Genomic DNA, 14,176 nt, shown 5'->3' with positions numbered 1-14,176 from the left:
CCGGACAGACCGAAGATGTGGACAGCGACGCGTATTCTCGGCCTGATCATCGCGTTGTACGCATCACCTGCGCTTGCGCAGATGCAGGGGCACGGAGGGGCTGTGCGGGCGCTGGCCGTCTCCGCCGATGGGCGCCTCGCGATCTCGGGCGGCTTCGACCAGGCTGCCATCATCTGGGGTCTCGATACCGGCGCCGCGCTCGCGGTGCTGCGCTTCCACGACGGAGCCGTGAACGCCGTCGCCTCGCTTCCCGACGGCCGTTTCGCAACCGCGTCCGATGACGGAAGGGTTGCCCTTTGGCGGTTGGGACGGCTGGAGCCTGAACAGGTGTTGGCGGGCCATTCCGGCCCGGTCGTGGGTCTTGCGGTCTCACCGGACGGTGCCCTCCTCGCCTCCGCCTCATGGGACGGCACGGCACGGCTCTGGTCCCTAACGGGAGGCACGCCGAGGGTGCTCGACGCCGGCTCGGGCCCCGTCAACGCGATCGCTTTCACGCAGGACGGCAAGGCATTGACGGCCGGTTCGGACGCAGTCCTGCGCATCTGGACCCGGCCGAACATATCCGCGACGCTCGTGACGTTACCCAGCGTGGCGCATGCCATCCTGATCGCGCATGACGGCGAGGTCGTCGCGGCGGGCGCGGACGCGACCCTGCGCTTTCTGCGTTCCGACGGGACGATGCGGGCAGAGGCCGAAGTCGGGCCCAACCCTGTGATCGCGCTGGCGCTCTCCCCGGACGGAGCGCGTGTCGCCGCGGCGACCGCCGGCGGCACTGTCGTCGTGGTCGAGTGGGCGACAGCCAATGTCCTCCTCCGCCTCGTCGGGCCCGGGCTTCCGGTGTGGTCACTGGCATGGAGGCCCGACGGCAGCGAGATCGTCACGGGAGGCGGCGACCGCCTCGTCAGGCGCTGGGACGCGAGGACGGGAGAGCCCGTCGGGACGCTCGCCCTTCGACGCCCGGCAGACACGCTGGCGGCTTGGCGGGGCGACCGCGGTGCCGAGGTGTTCGGCGCCTGCGTCGCCTGCCACACCCTGCAGAAGGGTGAGGCTGAGCGGGCGGGACCAACGCTCGCCGGCCTTTTCGGGCGGCGTGTCGCCGCCGTGCCGGGCTATCGCTACTCGGAACCGCTGAGGCATCTCGACATCGTGTGGACGCCTGAGACCGTCTCCCGTCTCTTCGAGATCGGTCCCGCCCGGTACACGCCCGGGACGCGGATGCCCGAGCAAACGATCGGCAACGCCGCGGACCGCGACGCCTTGGTGCGCTTCCTTGCGAAGGCGACCGCCCCTCACTGAGCTTGCTGGTCAGCCCGTCGAACGCTCCTTCAGGTAGTCCTCGGTTGTGCGCGGCTTGGCGCGTTCCGGCATTGCATGCGGATCGAAGCCCTGATTGACCGCAACCTCGACCCGGCAATCCTCGCACATGGTCAGCGCTTGTAGCCGCTCGTCGCTGCCAGGTCCGCTGAACATCCAATGTCGTTCGCGCAGGCGTTCGATCACGCGCTCGACCGTCGAGCGCGTCCCGAATGGTTTCGAGCACGTCGTGCAGCAGAAAGGTTCTTCCTCCTTCACGACCCGTCGCGGCGCGGCCCAGGCCTCGAAGTCGATCTGCGGGAGTAGGTCGATCACATCCTCGGGGCAGGTCGCTGCGCAGAGCCCGCACTGCACGCAAAGGCTTTCCTCGAAGGCGAGGAGCGGTCTCTCTGCACTGTCCGAAAGCGCATGGGTCGGACAGGCTCCGACGCAGGACAGGCACAGCGTGCAGTCCTCGATGCGGAAGTTCAGGCCACCGAAGGGCGCGCCTGCCTCGAGCGCGATCCGACCGGCGGGCGTCGGCGCGGCGACGTGCATCTCGCGGAAGGCGTGACGCAGCACCTCGCGCTTGTCGCCCTGTAGCGTCAGCGCGGCTGGCCGCGTGGTGGGCCGCCCGAGGGGGGCGTTTCTCAATGCATCGCCGAGAAGGTCCGGGTCGTCCGTCTCGATCGTTGCGGCTGCGTCCGTGCCCGTTGCTGGGCCATAGCCCAGCGCCCGGGCGATGGTGTCGCCCAGGGCCAGGGTTCTGTAGAGGGGAGCGAGGTCGTGCTTGGCGCGTGCCCGAACCAGAACCCGCACCCCCGCAGCTCCGTAGGCGAAGGCAGCGGCGACCGCCTCCGGGCCAATCTGCGTCACCTCGTTGACCTGCACCGGGAGCGCGTGCGCCGGCAGGCCGTCCCCATAACGGGCCAGCGCGTCGATGAGGGGCTCGCCGTGATCGCCGTCATGGAAGACGACGAGACCATTCTCGCCCCCGGCCGTTCGATAGGCACGAAGCAGGGCTTGAAGCCGTCGCGTCAGCGCGTCCGCCGGCGGCAGGGCGTAGGCTGCGGCACCCGTCGGACACACCGCGGCGCAGCTGCCGCAACCCGCGCAGATGAAAGGGTCGATCGCCACGCGGTCGCCGGCAGGCAGGATCGCACCTGTGGGGCAGACATCCAGGCACCGCGTGCACCCGGTGATGCGGGAACGCGCATGTGCGCAAAGCTCGCCATGGAAGTCGATGAAGCGTGGCTTGTCGAATTCGCCGATCAGGTGGGAGGCCTCGGCCAAACGACGCTCGACTGCCGCTGGATCGCCTGGATCGGCTCGCAGGTAGCCGTTGCGCAGGTCGTGCGCGACGAATAACGGGGCGCCCCCGGACAGGTCGATGATGAGGTCGCAGGTCGAGACGGCGCCGTTCCTCGCCGCGCCGAAGAGCAGGTGGGTCCGCGAGGATGGGGCCGGCAGGGCATAATCGTCGATGCCGAGTTCGAAGGCGCCGAGATGCCCCTTGGCGGTGCGGACCGTCCCTTGCAGGACCGGGAAAGCGTTGCGTTGCGGCGGCGCGACCGCGTCTGGCCGCGTCAGTAGGACGGTGACGTCGAGATGTTCGGCGAGCCTTCGCCCAGCCTCGATTGCAACTTCGTCGCGACCGTAGATCAACGCGACACCCCGGCTTTGCAACGACACCGTGGCCGCGTCCGGTAAGGGCTCCGCCGCGGCGGCGAGAAGCGCAGCCAATTTCGGGGCCGCCGCGCTGCCCTCGGACGACCAGCCGGCGGTTTCGCGGATCTTCGCGTAGGAAACCCGACCCTCCGCGTCCGACTCCTCGGCAACTTCGTCGAAAAGTGGTGCCTGGAGGGTGCAGGACACGGTCACCGGCCGGCCTGTCGCCAGGGCTTGGCGGAATCGGTCGAGCTCTCGCCCGCAGAGCTGGTCGGCTGTGAGAAGTTCTCCACCACAGCCTTTCGCGATGGTGGCAGCGTCGAGGGACATCGTCCTCTCGCAGGAGCAGGCGAATACGAGACGGTCTGACACAGTCACTTGACGATACTCTCGAACGCAGCCCCTTCGCGCGCTCGGGGCAAACCCTTATACTCGAACCGTTCGAAACAACGATCCGGCATGCTGGCGCACGCCGCGGCATTCCTGGAAACCGCCCGGTCGATGGCCGCTTCCCGTCCATGACGCCCCTCCACGATGCCGGCCTGGCGTGCCTGCTCCTTCCTCCCGGCTTCAGCGCGCGCCTCGCCGAGCGATCGCCCGGCGCCCATCTTGAGGCGTGCCGCCTTGCGGCCGCGGGACAGGCGGAGCCCGCCACGCTCGTCATCGGCCGCCGCGACGACCTGATCGAATTCTCGGTGGTGCTGGCTCCGGACGAGCCTCTCGCCTCGGCACGACGTGCCTTCTTTGCAGGTATGGTCGCACTCGGCGATGCCGTCGGCGCCTACGGGCCTCCTGAGATGCCCGTGACGTTCGACTGGGACGGTAGCCTCAATTTCAACGGCGCCCGGCTCGGTGGCGGACGGCTTGGTTGGCCGGAGGGATGTGCCGAGGAGGATGACCCGGATTGGCTGGTGTTCTCCGCGGCGTTGATCGGGTCGAAGGCGGCGTTCGGCGATCCGGGGCATACGCCGGAATCGACGGCGCTGGACGAAGAAGGCTTCGGCGGCGGGTTGCGGATGGCCCTGATCGAAAGCTTCGCGCGCCATCTCACCAAGGCCTTCGAGGTCTGGCGGGAAGACGGGTTCGAGAGGATCGCAGCGATCTATCTCTCGCGCTGGCCGCTCGACGCCGGTGTTCGGGCGAGCATCGATGCTTTCGGCGACGGGCGGCTGACTTACCCGGACGGAAGGAAGGAACATCTGTTCCTGCGTGCCGCGTTGCAGATGCACGCCTGGTTCGACCCGGCGACCGGCGGGGTGAGGCTTTGAGCGTGAGGCTTCCCCGAACCCTTCGGCTCGACCCGTCGGACACTTTTGTATTCCCGCGCGCAGCCGAGCCGGGGGAGTGGGCCGTGACTGGCAGCTTCCTCTTCCTTGACGTCGAGACTACGGGATTGTCGCCGAAGGATCGCGCGGCCTTCCGCTCCGGCTTCGTTGGAGTGCGATCGCTCGGCTTCTCGACGCTTGTTGTCGTGAGCGAGGCGACCGCCTCCGAGCATGCAGAGGCGGTCGAGGACCTTGCCGGTCACATTCATGAGCGCTTCGGCGCACCTGATCGGGAGTCTGCCCGCGCCGCAGCGAGGGAGGAACTCGATGTTTCCGCGTCCCTCTGCAACCTTCCGGTTGGCACCGTCGTGGCGATGCACCGCGCCGAAAGGGACGGGAGCATACGCGAGGAATTTCGGTCGCTGCATCGGCGGCCGGGCTCGGACGTGCTGCACGGACGCGCCTTCCACTTCGCCGAGGTCGATGAGGACGCGCCCGAGGAGCGGGTTCATCTCGTCGGCCTGATCCACGACACCCGCTCGGGAGGCTGAACGGATGACCGAATTCTGGGTGTCCAGCGGCCATCACCTGACGCGCCGGACGGAGGGTGGCGGCCTCGCCGTCACGGACGAGTTGATCCTCGCCTACCTGGCTAGGCCGGAGCTTGTGCCTCCGCCGGAAGCTTGTGCGGCAGAGCTCGCGCTCCATGCCGCACTGCTCTCGCGCCCGCGCCGAGAGGTCCTGCCGACGGAAATCTCATCCATCGCGGACCCCGATGCACGTGAGAACTGGGAGGTGATCCTCGCCTTTCGCGACCGCTTGCTTGGGGCCCGCTCCGTCGAGGCCGCCTACCTCTCGCTCGTGCGCGGTGATCTCCAGGGGGTGCCCTCCCTGTTCCTGGACCAACTCGTGCACCTAATCCTGCGCAACGCCCTCGACGGCTGCGACGATCCCTTCGTCCTGCGCGCGGCCGAGCTGTTCTTCCGGTCCCAGCGGGTCAGCTTCCACGAAGGGACTGCGCTCCTGGCCGATGCCGAGGTTATCGCTGCCCGCGAAGGGGGTATGCCCCCCTCGCCGCTCGTCGCGATGTTCGGCCTCGAAGCCGCGAGCGAGTTGGACGTGATGACCGCGGAGAACACCTGGACGTACTGGAGCCGGTCGGATGCGTACACGATGGTGCTCAACATCAGCTCCGATCCGCGTGCTCGCGCCGGACTGGCGCGCGTCATCCAGACCTTCGTGCGACACCTCCTGAACGTGCACGTGACGGTGACGCCGCTCGAACGACTGGAGGATCCGGACTGGCGCTGGTTCGTCGGGCTCAGTCAGGAGGGGACACGTATCGGCAACGCGCTGTGGCGCGGCGAGGCGGTCGACGCGGCGATGCGCGAGCGCCTGCTCGGCGTATTCGGCCTCGTCTTCGACAATCCGGCCCAGGCGATGTCGCGCGTGGGCGGCCACACCGTGTACCTTCTGCTCGCGTCTGCCGCGGACAGGAGCCTGCATCTCAAGCCGCACAATCTCGTTGTCGGTTTACCGCTCGCTGATGGCCGGCGGGCCGCCTGAGGTGAACGCAATGACCGAAAGCCGCTTCGAGGTGGGCATCATCGTCGCGCGACGTCGGCTCAAGGGGCCCTGGGCGAGCCATGCTTGGCTGCCCGTGGCCGCCCTGCCTGCGGCGGCTGGCGCGCCTGCCGGCACCGTACTCTCGGACAGCGAGGACGAGACGAGGGTCTATGCCGGGGCGTTCGAGGTCACGCTGCACCCTGGCGAGACCGCTCATTATCGCGACAACTTGGTTTCCGGGCGCCCCTGCCTGTGGGTCGCGCTCCGGGCCAACGGACCAGACGCTTACGAGGTCGCGTCCGTGACGGCCGACCCGTACGAAGGGGAGTCGATGGCCGAGGGCATCGGCGAGATCGTCGAGGCGGTACCGATGCCGTCGGAGGTGCAGGCCAAGCTCCTGGCGTTCTTCGAGGCTTTCCACGTCGAACGCAGGTTCGAAAAGCGCAAGCGCGACCGCGCCGACCCCGAGGCTCTCGCCCGTCGCGCCCGTGTGCCCGGGGAGACGCGCGAATGAGCGAAAGCTTTCTCTCGCGATGGACCCGGCGAAAGCTTTCGGTCCGCGCCGCCGAACTGGCAAACAAGAAGGCCGTTCCCGCCTCTGTCGTGGCCCCCGTTCACGTCGGGCTTGGCGAGGAACCGGCGGCCGCCAGCGGCTCGCGCCCCGAAACCGATCCGACGCTGCCCCAGGCGACGGGCTCCGGCGATCCTTGGGCACATCTGCCGGCTCCCGACGAGGTAACCCCGGAAACAGACCTTGCGCCTTTCCTGCGCGCCGGTGTTCCAGCCTTGCTGCGAAACGCGGCGCTACGCCGGATGTGGTCGATGGATCCCACCATTCGCGACTTCGTCAGCGAGGCTCGTGAATACGCCTATGACTGGAACAGCCCCGGTGGGGTGCCCGGGCTGGGCCCCCTCCTCCCAAGCGATGACGTCGAGGCGATGCTGGCCCGTCTCCTTCGCGCGGCACCGGAGACGGACCGTGTCGCCACGCATGAGCCTTTGATCGATGCCGAGGCCCCCTTCGAGCAGGATGCGGACACGGCGCTGGCCTCGACGCCGACTCTTGGCATGGACGGCCCGATGACGCCGTCGCGCGAGCCGATTCCCGCACTGTCGGCCCCGGCAGTCAAGGTCTCGGAATGTCAGACGATACCAGGCGTTCCAGCCCATAGGCCGGAAACCCATGACGCCATAGCGCCGACTTGCGACCAGAAGCCCCGCCTGCGACGGCATGGCGGGGCGATCCCTGTTCCTCGCGATGAAAATGCGATTGCGGCGGATAAGAACCCTTCTTAGTATCGCTCCAAGGTATGGGCTTCTACGAGCCCGAGGGTGACGATGGGTTCGGCAGCGTCGGCGTCTGAGTATCCGGCACGGAATGCGGTTGGCGGCATAGCTCAAGCCGACGATGTCGACAGCGTTCGCGCGCGCCATTACGACCTCCTGGCCGTGCTGCTCGGCCGCGCGCCAGACCAGGATCTCCTTGATCTGCTCGCGCTCTCCCCCGCCGGCGTCGGTGTACTTGGGCGACACGTGGCCAACCTTGGTGTTGCGGCTGCCGAGGCGCCGGAAGCGACGGTCGAGCGGGAATTCTTCGCGCTTTTCGTCGGCGTTGGGAGGGGCGAGTTCCTGCCTTACGCTTCCTACTACCTCACTGGCTTTCTGAACGAGCGGCCCCTAGCGCGTGTCCGGAAGGACCTCGTGGCCCTCGGGCTTGCCCGCGACGACGATGCGACCGAGCCCGAAGATCACCTGCCTTTCCTGCTTGAGGTCATGGGCGGGTTGGCTTCCGGCCGGTTCGAGGCGCCGGCTGGCATGCAGGCCCAGTTCTTCATCCGGCACATCGCCCCCTGGGCAGGCCGCTTTTTCGCGGACCTGGAACAGGCCCGATCCGCAAGATTTTATCGTGCCGTGGGTGGGTTGGGCCGCGCCTTCATCGATGTCGAGGCCGAGGCCTTCGCAATGGATCACGGACGAACACGGGCGGGCGCCTCCGTTGCGTTGTGACGGAAGCGCCCGGGCGGACTTTGTTCTTCGGCGCGGGCCGAACTTGGAGATAGATCGATGCGGCAGCATTCAAAGGACCTCGGTCGCCGCCAGTTCTTCCGGACCCTGGGCGGCGGCACCGTTGCCGCCGCGGCTGCGGTTGCATCGCCGATGGGTGCGACCGAGGCCCAGGCCTATGATCCCGGCACCGAGGAGACCAGGAGCCGCTACCGGCTGAGCGACCACGTGAAGGCGTTCTACCGAACCAACGGCTACGAGACGTTGCTGAAGAATTCCGATCCCGCTCCAGGCACGAAGTGAGGCTGTCATGCTGACCAAGCGCAAGGGCGGCGAGGCGAGCCGCAGCAAGCACCAAGCGGTCGCCGCCGGCCTCGCAGCGGGGGTGCTGGATCGGCGCGACTTCCTGCGCAAATCCGGCCTCACCGCCGGTGCGCTGGCTGCGGCGGGTTCCTTGCAACTCGGTTCGGTCCGAAAGGCCGAGGCGGCCGGCTCGTCGGCCGTCGGGCCGGATACGGTGATCAAGAAGAACATCTGCACCCACTGCTCGGTGGGATGTACGGTGACCGCCGAGGTCGTGAACGGGGTCTGGGTCGGACAGGAACCGTCCTGGGCAAGCCCGATCAACCGGGGAACGCACTGCGCCAAGGGCGCGGCGATCCGCGAACTCGTTTCGTCCGATCGCCGCCTGAAGTACCCGATGAAGCTCGAAGGCGGTCAGTGGAAGCGCATCTCCTGGGAACAGGCGATCGGTGAGATCGGCGACAAGCTCACGGCCTTACGCGAGAAGCACGGCGCCGATTCCGTCTACTGGCTCGGTTCGGCGAAATTCACCAACGAGGCCGCCTATCTGATGCGCAAGTTCGGCGCCTTCTGGGGCACGAACTCCGTCGATCACCAGGCACGCATCTGCCACTCGACGACCGTGGCAGGCGTCGCCAATACCTGGGGCTACGGTGCCCAGACGAATTCTTACAACGACATCCGCAACGCCAAGACGATGATCATCATCGGCGGCAATCCCGCCGAGGCCCATCCGATCTCCATGCAGCATGTGCTGTCGGGCAAGGAGATCAACCGGGCCAACATGATCGTCATCGATCCCCGCTTCACCCGCACGGCGGCCCATGCCACCGAATACGTACGCATCCGGTCCGGCACGGATATCCCGGTGGCCTGGGGGATGCTCTGGCACATCTTCGAGAATGGCTGGGAGGATAAGGAATTCATTCGCCAGCGCGTCTACGCCATGGACGACGTCCGCAAGGAGGTCGCCCGATGGACGCCCGACGAAGTCGAACGGGTGACCGGCGTGCCGGGCGCGCAACTCCGCCGTGTGGCCGAGATGTTCGCCAAGGAAAAGCCCGCCACCATGATCTGGTGCATGGGAAATACCCAGCACACGGTGGGGACGGCGAACGTTCGGGCCCTTTGCATCCTGTGCCTCGCCACGGGCAACGTGGGTAAGCCAGGGACCGGCGCCAACATCTTCCGCGGCCATACCAACGTCCAGGGCGCCACGGATCTCGGGCTCGATGTCACCTCGCTGCCCCTCTACTACGGGCTGGTCGAAGGCGGCTGGCGGCACTGGGCCCGCGTCTGGGAGGTCGAGTACGACTGGCTGCAGTCCCGTTTCGACGAGATCCCGGCCGCACCGGGCCGGAAGGGTCGCTCGCGCAAGGAAAACATGGAGGCGCCGGGCATCACCTCCACTCGCTGGTTCGACGCGGTCAACCTGCCCGCGGAGCAGATCGACCAGAGAAGCCCGCTCAAGGCATTCATGGTCTTTGGGCACGGCGGCAACACCGTGACGCGCCTGCCCGAGGCCATCGAGGGCATGAACAAGCTTGAGCTCCTGGTCGTCGCGGACCCGCACCCCACCACCTTCGCGGCGCTCGATGCCCGGCAAGAGAACACCTACCTCCTGCCCATCTGCACCTCACTGGAGATGGATGGCTGCCGCACGGCATCGAACCGGTCCCTGCAATGGGGTGAGCAGATCGTGAAGCCGGCCTTCGAGTCGAAGAACGACTACGAGGTCATGTACCTGCTGGCGAAGAAGCTCGGCTTCGCCGACCGGATGTTCAAGAACATCAAGGTCGAGAGCAACGTCCCTCTGGCCGAGGACATTCTGCGCGAGATCAACCGCGGCGGATGGTCGACGGGCTATTGCGGTCAGTCGCCCGAGCGCCTGAAGGCGCACATGCGCAACCAGCACAAGTTCGACCTTGTCACCCTGCGCGCCCCGAAAGACGATCCGGAGGTCGGCGGCGACTACTACGGCCTGCCGTGGCCTTGCTGGGGCAAGCCCGAGATTCGCCATCCGGGATCGGCCATCCTCTACAACACCGCGCTGCACGTTAAGGATGGCGGCGGCACCTTCAGGGCACGCTTCGGAACCGAGCGGAACGGCGCAACTCTGCTCGCCGAGGATTCCTACTCCAAGGGCTCGGACCTCACCGACGGCTATCCCGAGTTCACGCTGGGCGTGTTCAAGAAGCTCGGCTGGGACAAGGATCTCACGGCCGAGGAGATGGCGACGATCCTGAAGATCGGAGGCGACAAGCCCGATACCGTGAGTTGGGCGACGGACCTGTCCGGGGGCATCCAGCGCGTCTGCCTCGATCACGGGGTCTCCCCCTTCGGGAACGGCAAGGCCAGGGGTAATGCCTGGAACCTCCCGGATCCCGTTCCCGTACATCGTGAGCCGATCTACTCGCCGCGGCCGGATCTCGTCGCCAAGTACCCGACGCGACCCGACGAGCGCCAGTTCCGCGTGCCGAATATCGGCTTCTCGGTTCAGAAGTCCGCCGTCGAGCGGGGGGTCGCCAAGTCGTTTCCGATCATCCTCACCTCGGGGCGCCTCGTCGAGTACGAGGGCGGCGGCGAGGAGACTCGTTCGAACCCGTGGCTCGCCGAGCTTCAGCAGGACATGTTCGTGGAGATCAACACGGGCGACGCCGCCGAACGGGGGATCAAGGACGGCCAGTGGGTCTGGGTGACGGGTGCGGAAAACAATTCGAAGACGAAGGTGAAGGCCCTCGTCACGGACCGCGTCGGCAAGGGCGTGGCGTTCATGCCCTTCCACTTCTCCGGCTGGTACCAGGGCAAGGACATGCGCGACTTCTATCCGAAGGGTGCCGACCCGGTCGTGCTCGGCGAGAGCGTGAACACCGTGACCACCTACGGCTTCGATCCGGTGACGGGCATGCAGGAAACGAAGTGCACCCTGTGCCAGATCGCAGCGGCCTGAGAGGAGCGACCCGACCATGGCCCGCATGAAGTTCCTCTGCGACGCGGATCGCTGCATCGAGTGCAACGCCTGCGTCACGGCCTGCAAGAACGAGCACGAGGTGCCCTGGGGCATCAACCGGCGTCGCGTCGTCACCTTGAACGACGGAAAGCCCGGCGAGCGCTCGGTGTCGATGGCCTGCATGCACTGCACCGACGCGCCCTGCGCAGCGGTATGCCCGGTGAACTGCTTCTACACCACCGCCGACGGCGTGGTGCTGCACTCGAAGGACATCTGCATCGGCTGTGGCTACTGCTTCTATGCCTGCCCCTTCGGCGCGCCGCAGTACCCGCGGGTCGGTAACTTCGGGTCCCGCGGCAAGATGGACAAGTGCACCTATTGCTCCGGCGGCCCCGAGCCCGACCTGTCGACGGCGGAGTACGAGAAGTACGGCTCCAACCGGTTGGCCGAAGGCAAGCTGCCGCTCTGTGCGGAGATGTGCTCGACCAAGGCTTTGCTCGCCGGCGACGGCGAGATGATCGCCGAGATCTACAAGCAGCGCGTGCTCAAGCGCGGTTACGGCTCGGGCGCGTGGGGCTGGAAGACCGCCTATCGCGAGACCGTCGCGATCTGATGGAGGGCCCTCCCCGACGGATGACGGGTTGTCTCCGGTGGGTGGTGTCCAAGGCTTTGGCTGGAAGGCGACGGCGCTGCCGCCGCGTTCCATCGATGGATCGGAAAGGAACGCCGATGCAGCGGGTGGCGACGCTTCTGGGTGCGCTTCTGGTGATGGCGGCCCTGTGGCCGGCGTCGGGCCTCGACATGTCGGCCCGGGCGCAGAGCCCGATCCAGGCCGACGGACAGAACCCCATGGGCGCGCGGCCCACGGCCGATTCGGTCAACGAGGAGTTCCTGTTCAAGCAGAGCCCCAAGATCACCGGCCGGATCAGCATTCCGGACGGCAAGGCGGCGAACCTGATCCAACCTCAGGGCCGCCAGTATCAGATGTTCCGCGAGGGCTGGCTGCCTTGGATCGGCGCGCTCGTTATCCTCGGAATGCTCGCAGCGCTCGCTGCGTTTTTCCTCTATCGCGGTCGGATCCTGACCGATCACAGCCAGGAATCGGGCAAGAAGATCCTTCGCTTCAACGCCTTCGAGCGCTTCACGCACTGGATGACGGCGGTGTGCTTCATCATCCTTTCCCTGTCGGGCCTGAACTACATCTTCGGCAAGCGTCTGCTGATGCCGCTCATCGGTCCCGACGCCTTCGGCGCGCTCGCACAATGGGCGAAGTACAGCCACGTCTACCTCGCATGGCCCTTCATGCTGGGGGTCATTTTCATGGTCGTCGTCTGGGTCCGGGACAACATCCCGAACAGGATCGACTGGGAGTGGATCAAGGCGGGTGGCGGCTTCATCGGGAGCAAGCACCCGCATGCGGGTCGTTTCAACGCGGGCCAGAAGGGCGTGTTCTGGATGGTCGCTGGCTTCGGTGCCGCGATGGGCGCGACCGGACTGATGATGCTGTTTCCGTTCGCCGTCTTTGACGTGAATGGGATGCAGGTCATGCAGGTGATCCACTCCCTGATCGGGGTCGTGTTCATCGCCGGCATCCTTGCCCACATCTACATCGGCACCTTGGGCATGAAAGGGGCTTACGACGCCATGGGCAGCGGCAAGGTCGATCTCGCCTGGGCGCGCACGCACCACGATCTCTGGGTCGAGCAGGAGCAAGCGCGCACCGCGAGCGGGCCGCAGGTCGCGTCTCATCCCGCGCCGGCCGAATGACGGACACCCCCGGCGGCTCGAGGCCAAAGGCAAGCCAGGACGTGAGGTCGAAACGATGAAAGCCTTCGTTGCCGCAGTGATTGCCGCGATCATCCTTGGGATCGGGGCGATGCTGGCGCTCACGAGCAGTCAGCGGTTCGCCTACCAAGCCTTCGCGACGTCGGGCGCCCGGGTCTCCGAGCCCGGAACCAACCTCGTGGGGCCGCGATGGGACGGTGATCCGGCTCCGGACGAATATGACGCCGAACCTCACGGCAAGGTCCGGGGCGCAGCCTCCGAGCCCAAGCGGTCCTGAACGTGGGTCCGTGGCCGCCCCGCGGCAGTGGCATGTACGAAGGAGTGCACGTGATGAGGAATGCGGCGGTCGGCCTGACGACAGCGGCAAGTGTGGTTTTCGGTCTCCTGATGTGCGGCGGCGCCCTCGGCCAGGATGGGGCTCCCCCACCCTCCCCGGCCGGCCAGCCCGCTAACCTCTGCCAGGAACTCCTCGCTTTCGTGAAACAGCCGGAACCAGCGAAACAGGCCGCGACGCCGCCGCCGCAGCAGGCTACGGCCGTCTCCAACGCCTCCAATCAAAGTCAGGGAGTGCCGTCCTCCAAAGGCGACGAAGTTCAGAAAAAAGCTGGCCTCAGCGGTCCAGTGGACGGCAAGGTGACGGAAGACAAGGGCGCGAACGACCCACGCACGCGCGCCAACGCGGACGCGAAAGATCCGGCTGCGGCAGCGAAGCCAGCGCCATCGCCCAGACCAGACGCCGACATGGTGGCAAAAGTGGAGGCCTCCGCGGCTGCAAACGACCAGTCCGCTTGCCGTGGCGCCGCCCGCGCCATGCGGATCGCCGGGGTGGTGCTTCCGGCGCCCCTTCTCGCGTTGGCGGCGCTCGATCCCAGATACCATCCACAATGAACGCAGCCTCGAAGTTCAGACCGACCGCTCCGTGCAATCCCACCGGCCAATGACAACGACCATCGTCCCGATGCCGTCGTTATGAAACAGACGGCCGGGTCGAGTGCTGCGCGGGCGGTAGGGATAGGGCCGAGAGCCATCTCAGCGCATTCAATCTGTCAAAACGAAAATCGGATATTCGTTCTGCCCAAAGCGCTTCCAGCCGCAAAGAAGTAACGGTGAAACCGGTTCTGATCGTTCCCACACACAGTGGTAGACGAGGGTTCGAGACCAGTTTCCATCTGATCGTTCGAGTCCATGGGCGCCATTGACAAGGTCCTCCCGGCATCCTAGATGCACCTTCCCAACGCGGTGCCTGACAGAGGCGGGCCGCGCTGGTTGCCTGAAGGCGGCGAAACAAAAGGCTCCTGCGTAGCTGGGGCTCTCTTGCGCGCTTCCATCATCGGCGTTATGT

14 protein-coding genes are annotated in these 14,176 nt (G+C 66.6%); 13 read left to right on the top strand and 1 reads right to left on the bottom strand.

Translation table 11 applies throughout. From position 1 onward, the window contains the following. Window positions 1–15: 15 nt before the first annotated feature. Window positions 16–1,296, top strand: a complete 1,281-nt coding sequence (locus tag MGN01_RS19900; RefSeq protein ID WP_147048577.1) for a c-type cytochrome — start codon at window positions 16–18, stop codon at window positions 1,294–1,296. Between the two features lie 9 nt (window positions 1,297–1,305). Here MGN01_RS19900 and MGN01_RS19895 read toward each other — a convergent pair whose 3' ends face one another. Continuing rightward, the gene (locus MGN01_RS19895) at window positions 1,306–3,291 is read right to left on the bottom strand and encodes a 4Fe-4S binding protein (RefSeq protein WP_147048576.1); all 1,986 of its coding nucleotides are present in this window, start codon (window positions 3,289–3,291) and stop codon (window positions 1,306–1,308) included. 188 nt (window positions 3,292–3,479) lie between these two features. On the opposite strand from MGN01_RS19895, the gene MGN01_RS19890 reads away from it, so the two are divergent. The 12 genes from MGN01_RS19890 to MGN01_RS19835 all read left to right on the top strand — a co-directional run bounded on the left by MGN01_RS19890 (window position 3,480) and on the right by MGN01_RS19835 (window position 13,722). Beyond that, on the top strand, window positions 3,480–4,229 hold the full coding sequence (locus tag MGN01_RS19890; protein WP_147048575.1) for a biotin/lipoate--protein ligase family protein: 750 nt from the start codon (window positions 3,480–3,482) through the stop codon (window positions 4,227–4,229). After that, on the top strand, window positions 4,226–4,777 hold the full coding sequence (locus MGN01_RS19885) for a DUF6505 family protein (protein ID WP_147048574.1): 552 nt from the start codon (window positions 4,226–4,228) through the stop codon (window positions 4,775–4,777). The genes MGN01_RS19890 and MGN01_RS19885 overlap by 4 nt, the downstream gene beginning before the upstream one ends. Before the next feature lie 4 nt (window positions 4,778–4,781). Continuing rightward, window positions 4,782–5,792 (top strand): DUF6352 family protein, encoded by a 1,011-nt coding sequence (locus MGN01_RS19880; protein ID WP_147048573.1) that lies wholly within the window; start codon window positions 4,782–4,784, stop codon window positions 5,790–5,792. Between the two features lie 10 nt (window positions 5,793–5,802). Continuing rightward, window positions 5,803–6,306 (top strand): DUF3305 domain-containing protein, encoded by a 504-nt coding sequence (locus MGN01_RS19875; protein WP_147048572.1) that lies wholly within the window; start codon window positions 5,803–5,805, stop codon window positions 6,304–6,306. Then, entirely contained in the window at window positions 6,303–7,088 is a 786-nt protein-coding gene (locus tag MGN01_RS19870) for a DUF3306 domain-containing protein (RefSeq protein WP_147048571.1), read from the top strand. Before MGN01_RS19875 ends, MGN01_RS19870 begins: the two co-directional genes overlap by 4 nt. 42 nt (window positions 7,089–7,130) lie before the next feature. Then, window positions 7,131–7,799 carry a TorD/DmsD family molecular chaperone gene (locus tag MGN01_RS19865; RefSeq protein WP_147048570.1) on the top strand — a complete coding sequence of 223 codons (669 nt, stop codon included), beginning with the start codon at window positions 7,131–7,133 and terminating at the stop codon, window positions 7,797–7,799. 57 nt (window positions 7,800–7,856) lie between these two features. After that, window positions 7,857–8,099, top strand: a complete 243-nt coding sequence (locus MGN01_RS19860) for a formate dehydrogenase (protein ID WP_147048569.1) — start codon at window positions 7,857–7,859, stop codon at window positions 8,097–8,099. A 7-nt stretch (window positions 8,100–8,106) separates the two neighbouring features. Next, on the top strand, window positions 8,107–11,049 hold the full coding sequence (locus MGN01_RS19855) for a formate dehydrogenase subunit alpha (protein ID WP_147048568.1): 2,943 nt from the start codon (window positions 8,107–8,109) through the stop codon (window positions 11,047–11,049). A gap of 16 nt (window positions 11,050–11,065) precedes the next feature. After that, on the top strand, window positions 11,066–11,662 hold the full coding sequence (gene fdh3B / locus MGN01_RS19850) for a formate dehydrogenase FDH3 subunit beta (RefSeq protein ID WP_147048567.1): 597 nt from the start codon (window positions 11,066–11,068) through the stop codon (window positions 11,660–11,662). 116 nt (window positions 11,663–11,778) lie between these two features. Next, window positions 11,779–12,816 (top strand): formate dehydrogenase subunit gamma, encoded by a 1,038-nt coding sequence (locus MGN01_RS19845; RefSeq protein WP_147048566.1) that lies wholly within the window; start codon window positions 11,779–11,781, stop codon window positions 12,814–12,816. A 55-nt stretch (window positions 12,817–12,871) separates the two neighbouring features. Beyond that, complete coding sequence (locus MGN01_RS19840) at window positions 12,872–13,111, top strand: hypothetical protein (RefSeq protein ID WP_147048565.1); 240 nt, start codon at window positions 12,872–12,874, stop codon at window positions 13,109–13,111. Window positions 13,112–13,164: 53 nt separating this feature from the next. Next, window positions 13,165–13,722 carry a hypothetical protein gene (locus MGN01_RS19835; RefSeq protein WP_147048564.1) on the top strand — a complete coding sequence of 186 codons (558 nt, stop codon included), beginning with the start codon at window positions 13,165–13,167 and terminating at the stop codon, window positions 13,720–13,722. Window positions 13,723–14,176 lie beyond the last annotated feature (454 nt).

It is taken from the genome of Methylobacterium gnaphalii, assembly GCF_007992215.1.
Classification (GTDB): Bacteria; Pseudomonadota; Alphaproteobacteria; order Rhizobiales; family Beijerinckiaceae; genus Methylobacterium; species Methylobacterium gnaphalii.
Note: the sequence above shows the minus strand (reverse complement) of the source record. Positions and strands in the feature narration are given on the sequence as shown.

What these genes read in the sequence shown, in the direction of transcription:
- MGN01_RS19875 (WP_147048572.1), top strand. Translation starts at nt 5,803, where the DNA reads ATGACCGAAAGCCGCTTCGAGGTGGGCATCATCGTCGCGCGACGTCGG.
- fdh3B (WP_147048567.1), top strand. Translation starts at nt 11,066, where the DNA reads ATGGCCCGCATGAAGTTCCTCTGCGACGCGGATCGCTGCATCGAGTGC.
- MGN01_RS19900 (WP_147048577.1), top strand. Translation starts at nt 16, where the DNA reads ATGTGGACAGCGACGCGTATTCTCGGCCTGATCATCGCGTTGTACGCA.
- MGN01_RS19860 (WP_147048569.1), top strand. Translation starts at nt 7,857, where the DNA reads ATGCGGCAGCATTCAAAGGACCTCGGTCGCCGCCAGTTCTTCCGGACC.
- MGN01_RS19845 (WP_147048566.1), top strand. Translation starts at nt 11,779, where the DNA reads ATGCAGCGGGTGGCGACGCTTCTGGGTGCGCTTCTGGTGATGGCGGCC.
- MGN01_RS19855 (WP_147048568.1), top strand. Translation starts at nt 8,107, where the DNA reads ATGCTGACCAAGCGCAAGGGCGGCGAGGCGAGCCGCAGCAAGCACCAA.
- MGN01_RS19890 (WP_147048575.1), top strand. Translation starts at nt 3,480, where the DNA reads ATGACGCCCCTCCACGATGCCGGCCTGGCGTGCCTGCTCCTTCCTCCC.
- MGN01_RS19840 (WP_147048565.1), top strand. Translation starts at nt 12,872, where the DNA reads ATGAAAGCCTTCGTTGCCGCAGTGATTGCCGCGATCATCCTTGGGATC.
- MGN01_RS19870 (WP_147048571.1), top strand. Translation starts at nt 6,303, where the DNA reads ATGAGCGAAAGCTTTCTCTCGCGATGGACCCGGCGAAAGCTTTCGGTC.
- MGN01_RS19865 (WP_147048570.1), top strand. Translation starts at nt 7,131, where the DNA reads ATGGGTTCGGCAGCGTCGGCGTCTGAGTATCCGGCACGGAATGCGGTT.
- MGN01_RS19835 (WP_147048564.1), top strand. Translation starts at nt 13,165, where the DNA reads ATGAGGAATGCGGCGGTCGGCCTGACGACAGCGGCAAGTGTGGTTTTC.
- MGN01_RS19880 (WP_147048573.1), top strand. Translation starts at nt 4,782, where the DNA reads ATGACCGAATTCTGGGTGTCCAGCGGCCATCACCTGACGCGCCGGACG.
- MGN01_RS19895 (WP_147048576.1), bottom strand. Translation starts at nt 3,291, where the DNA reads ATGTCCCTCGACGCTGCCACCATCGCGAAAGGCTGTGGTGGAGAACTT.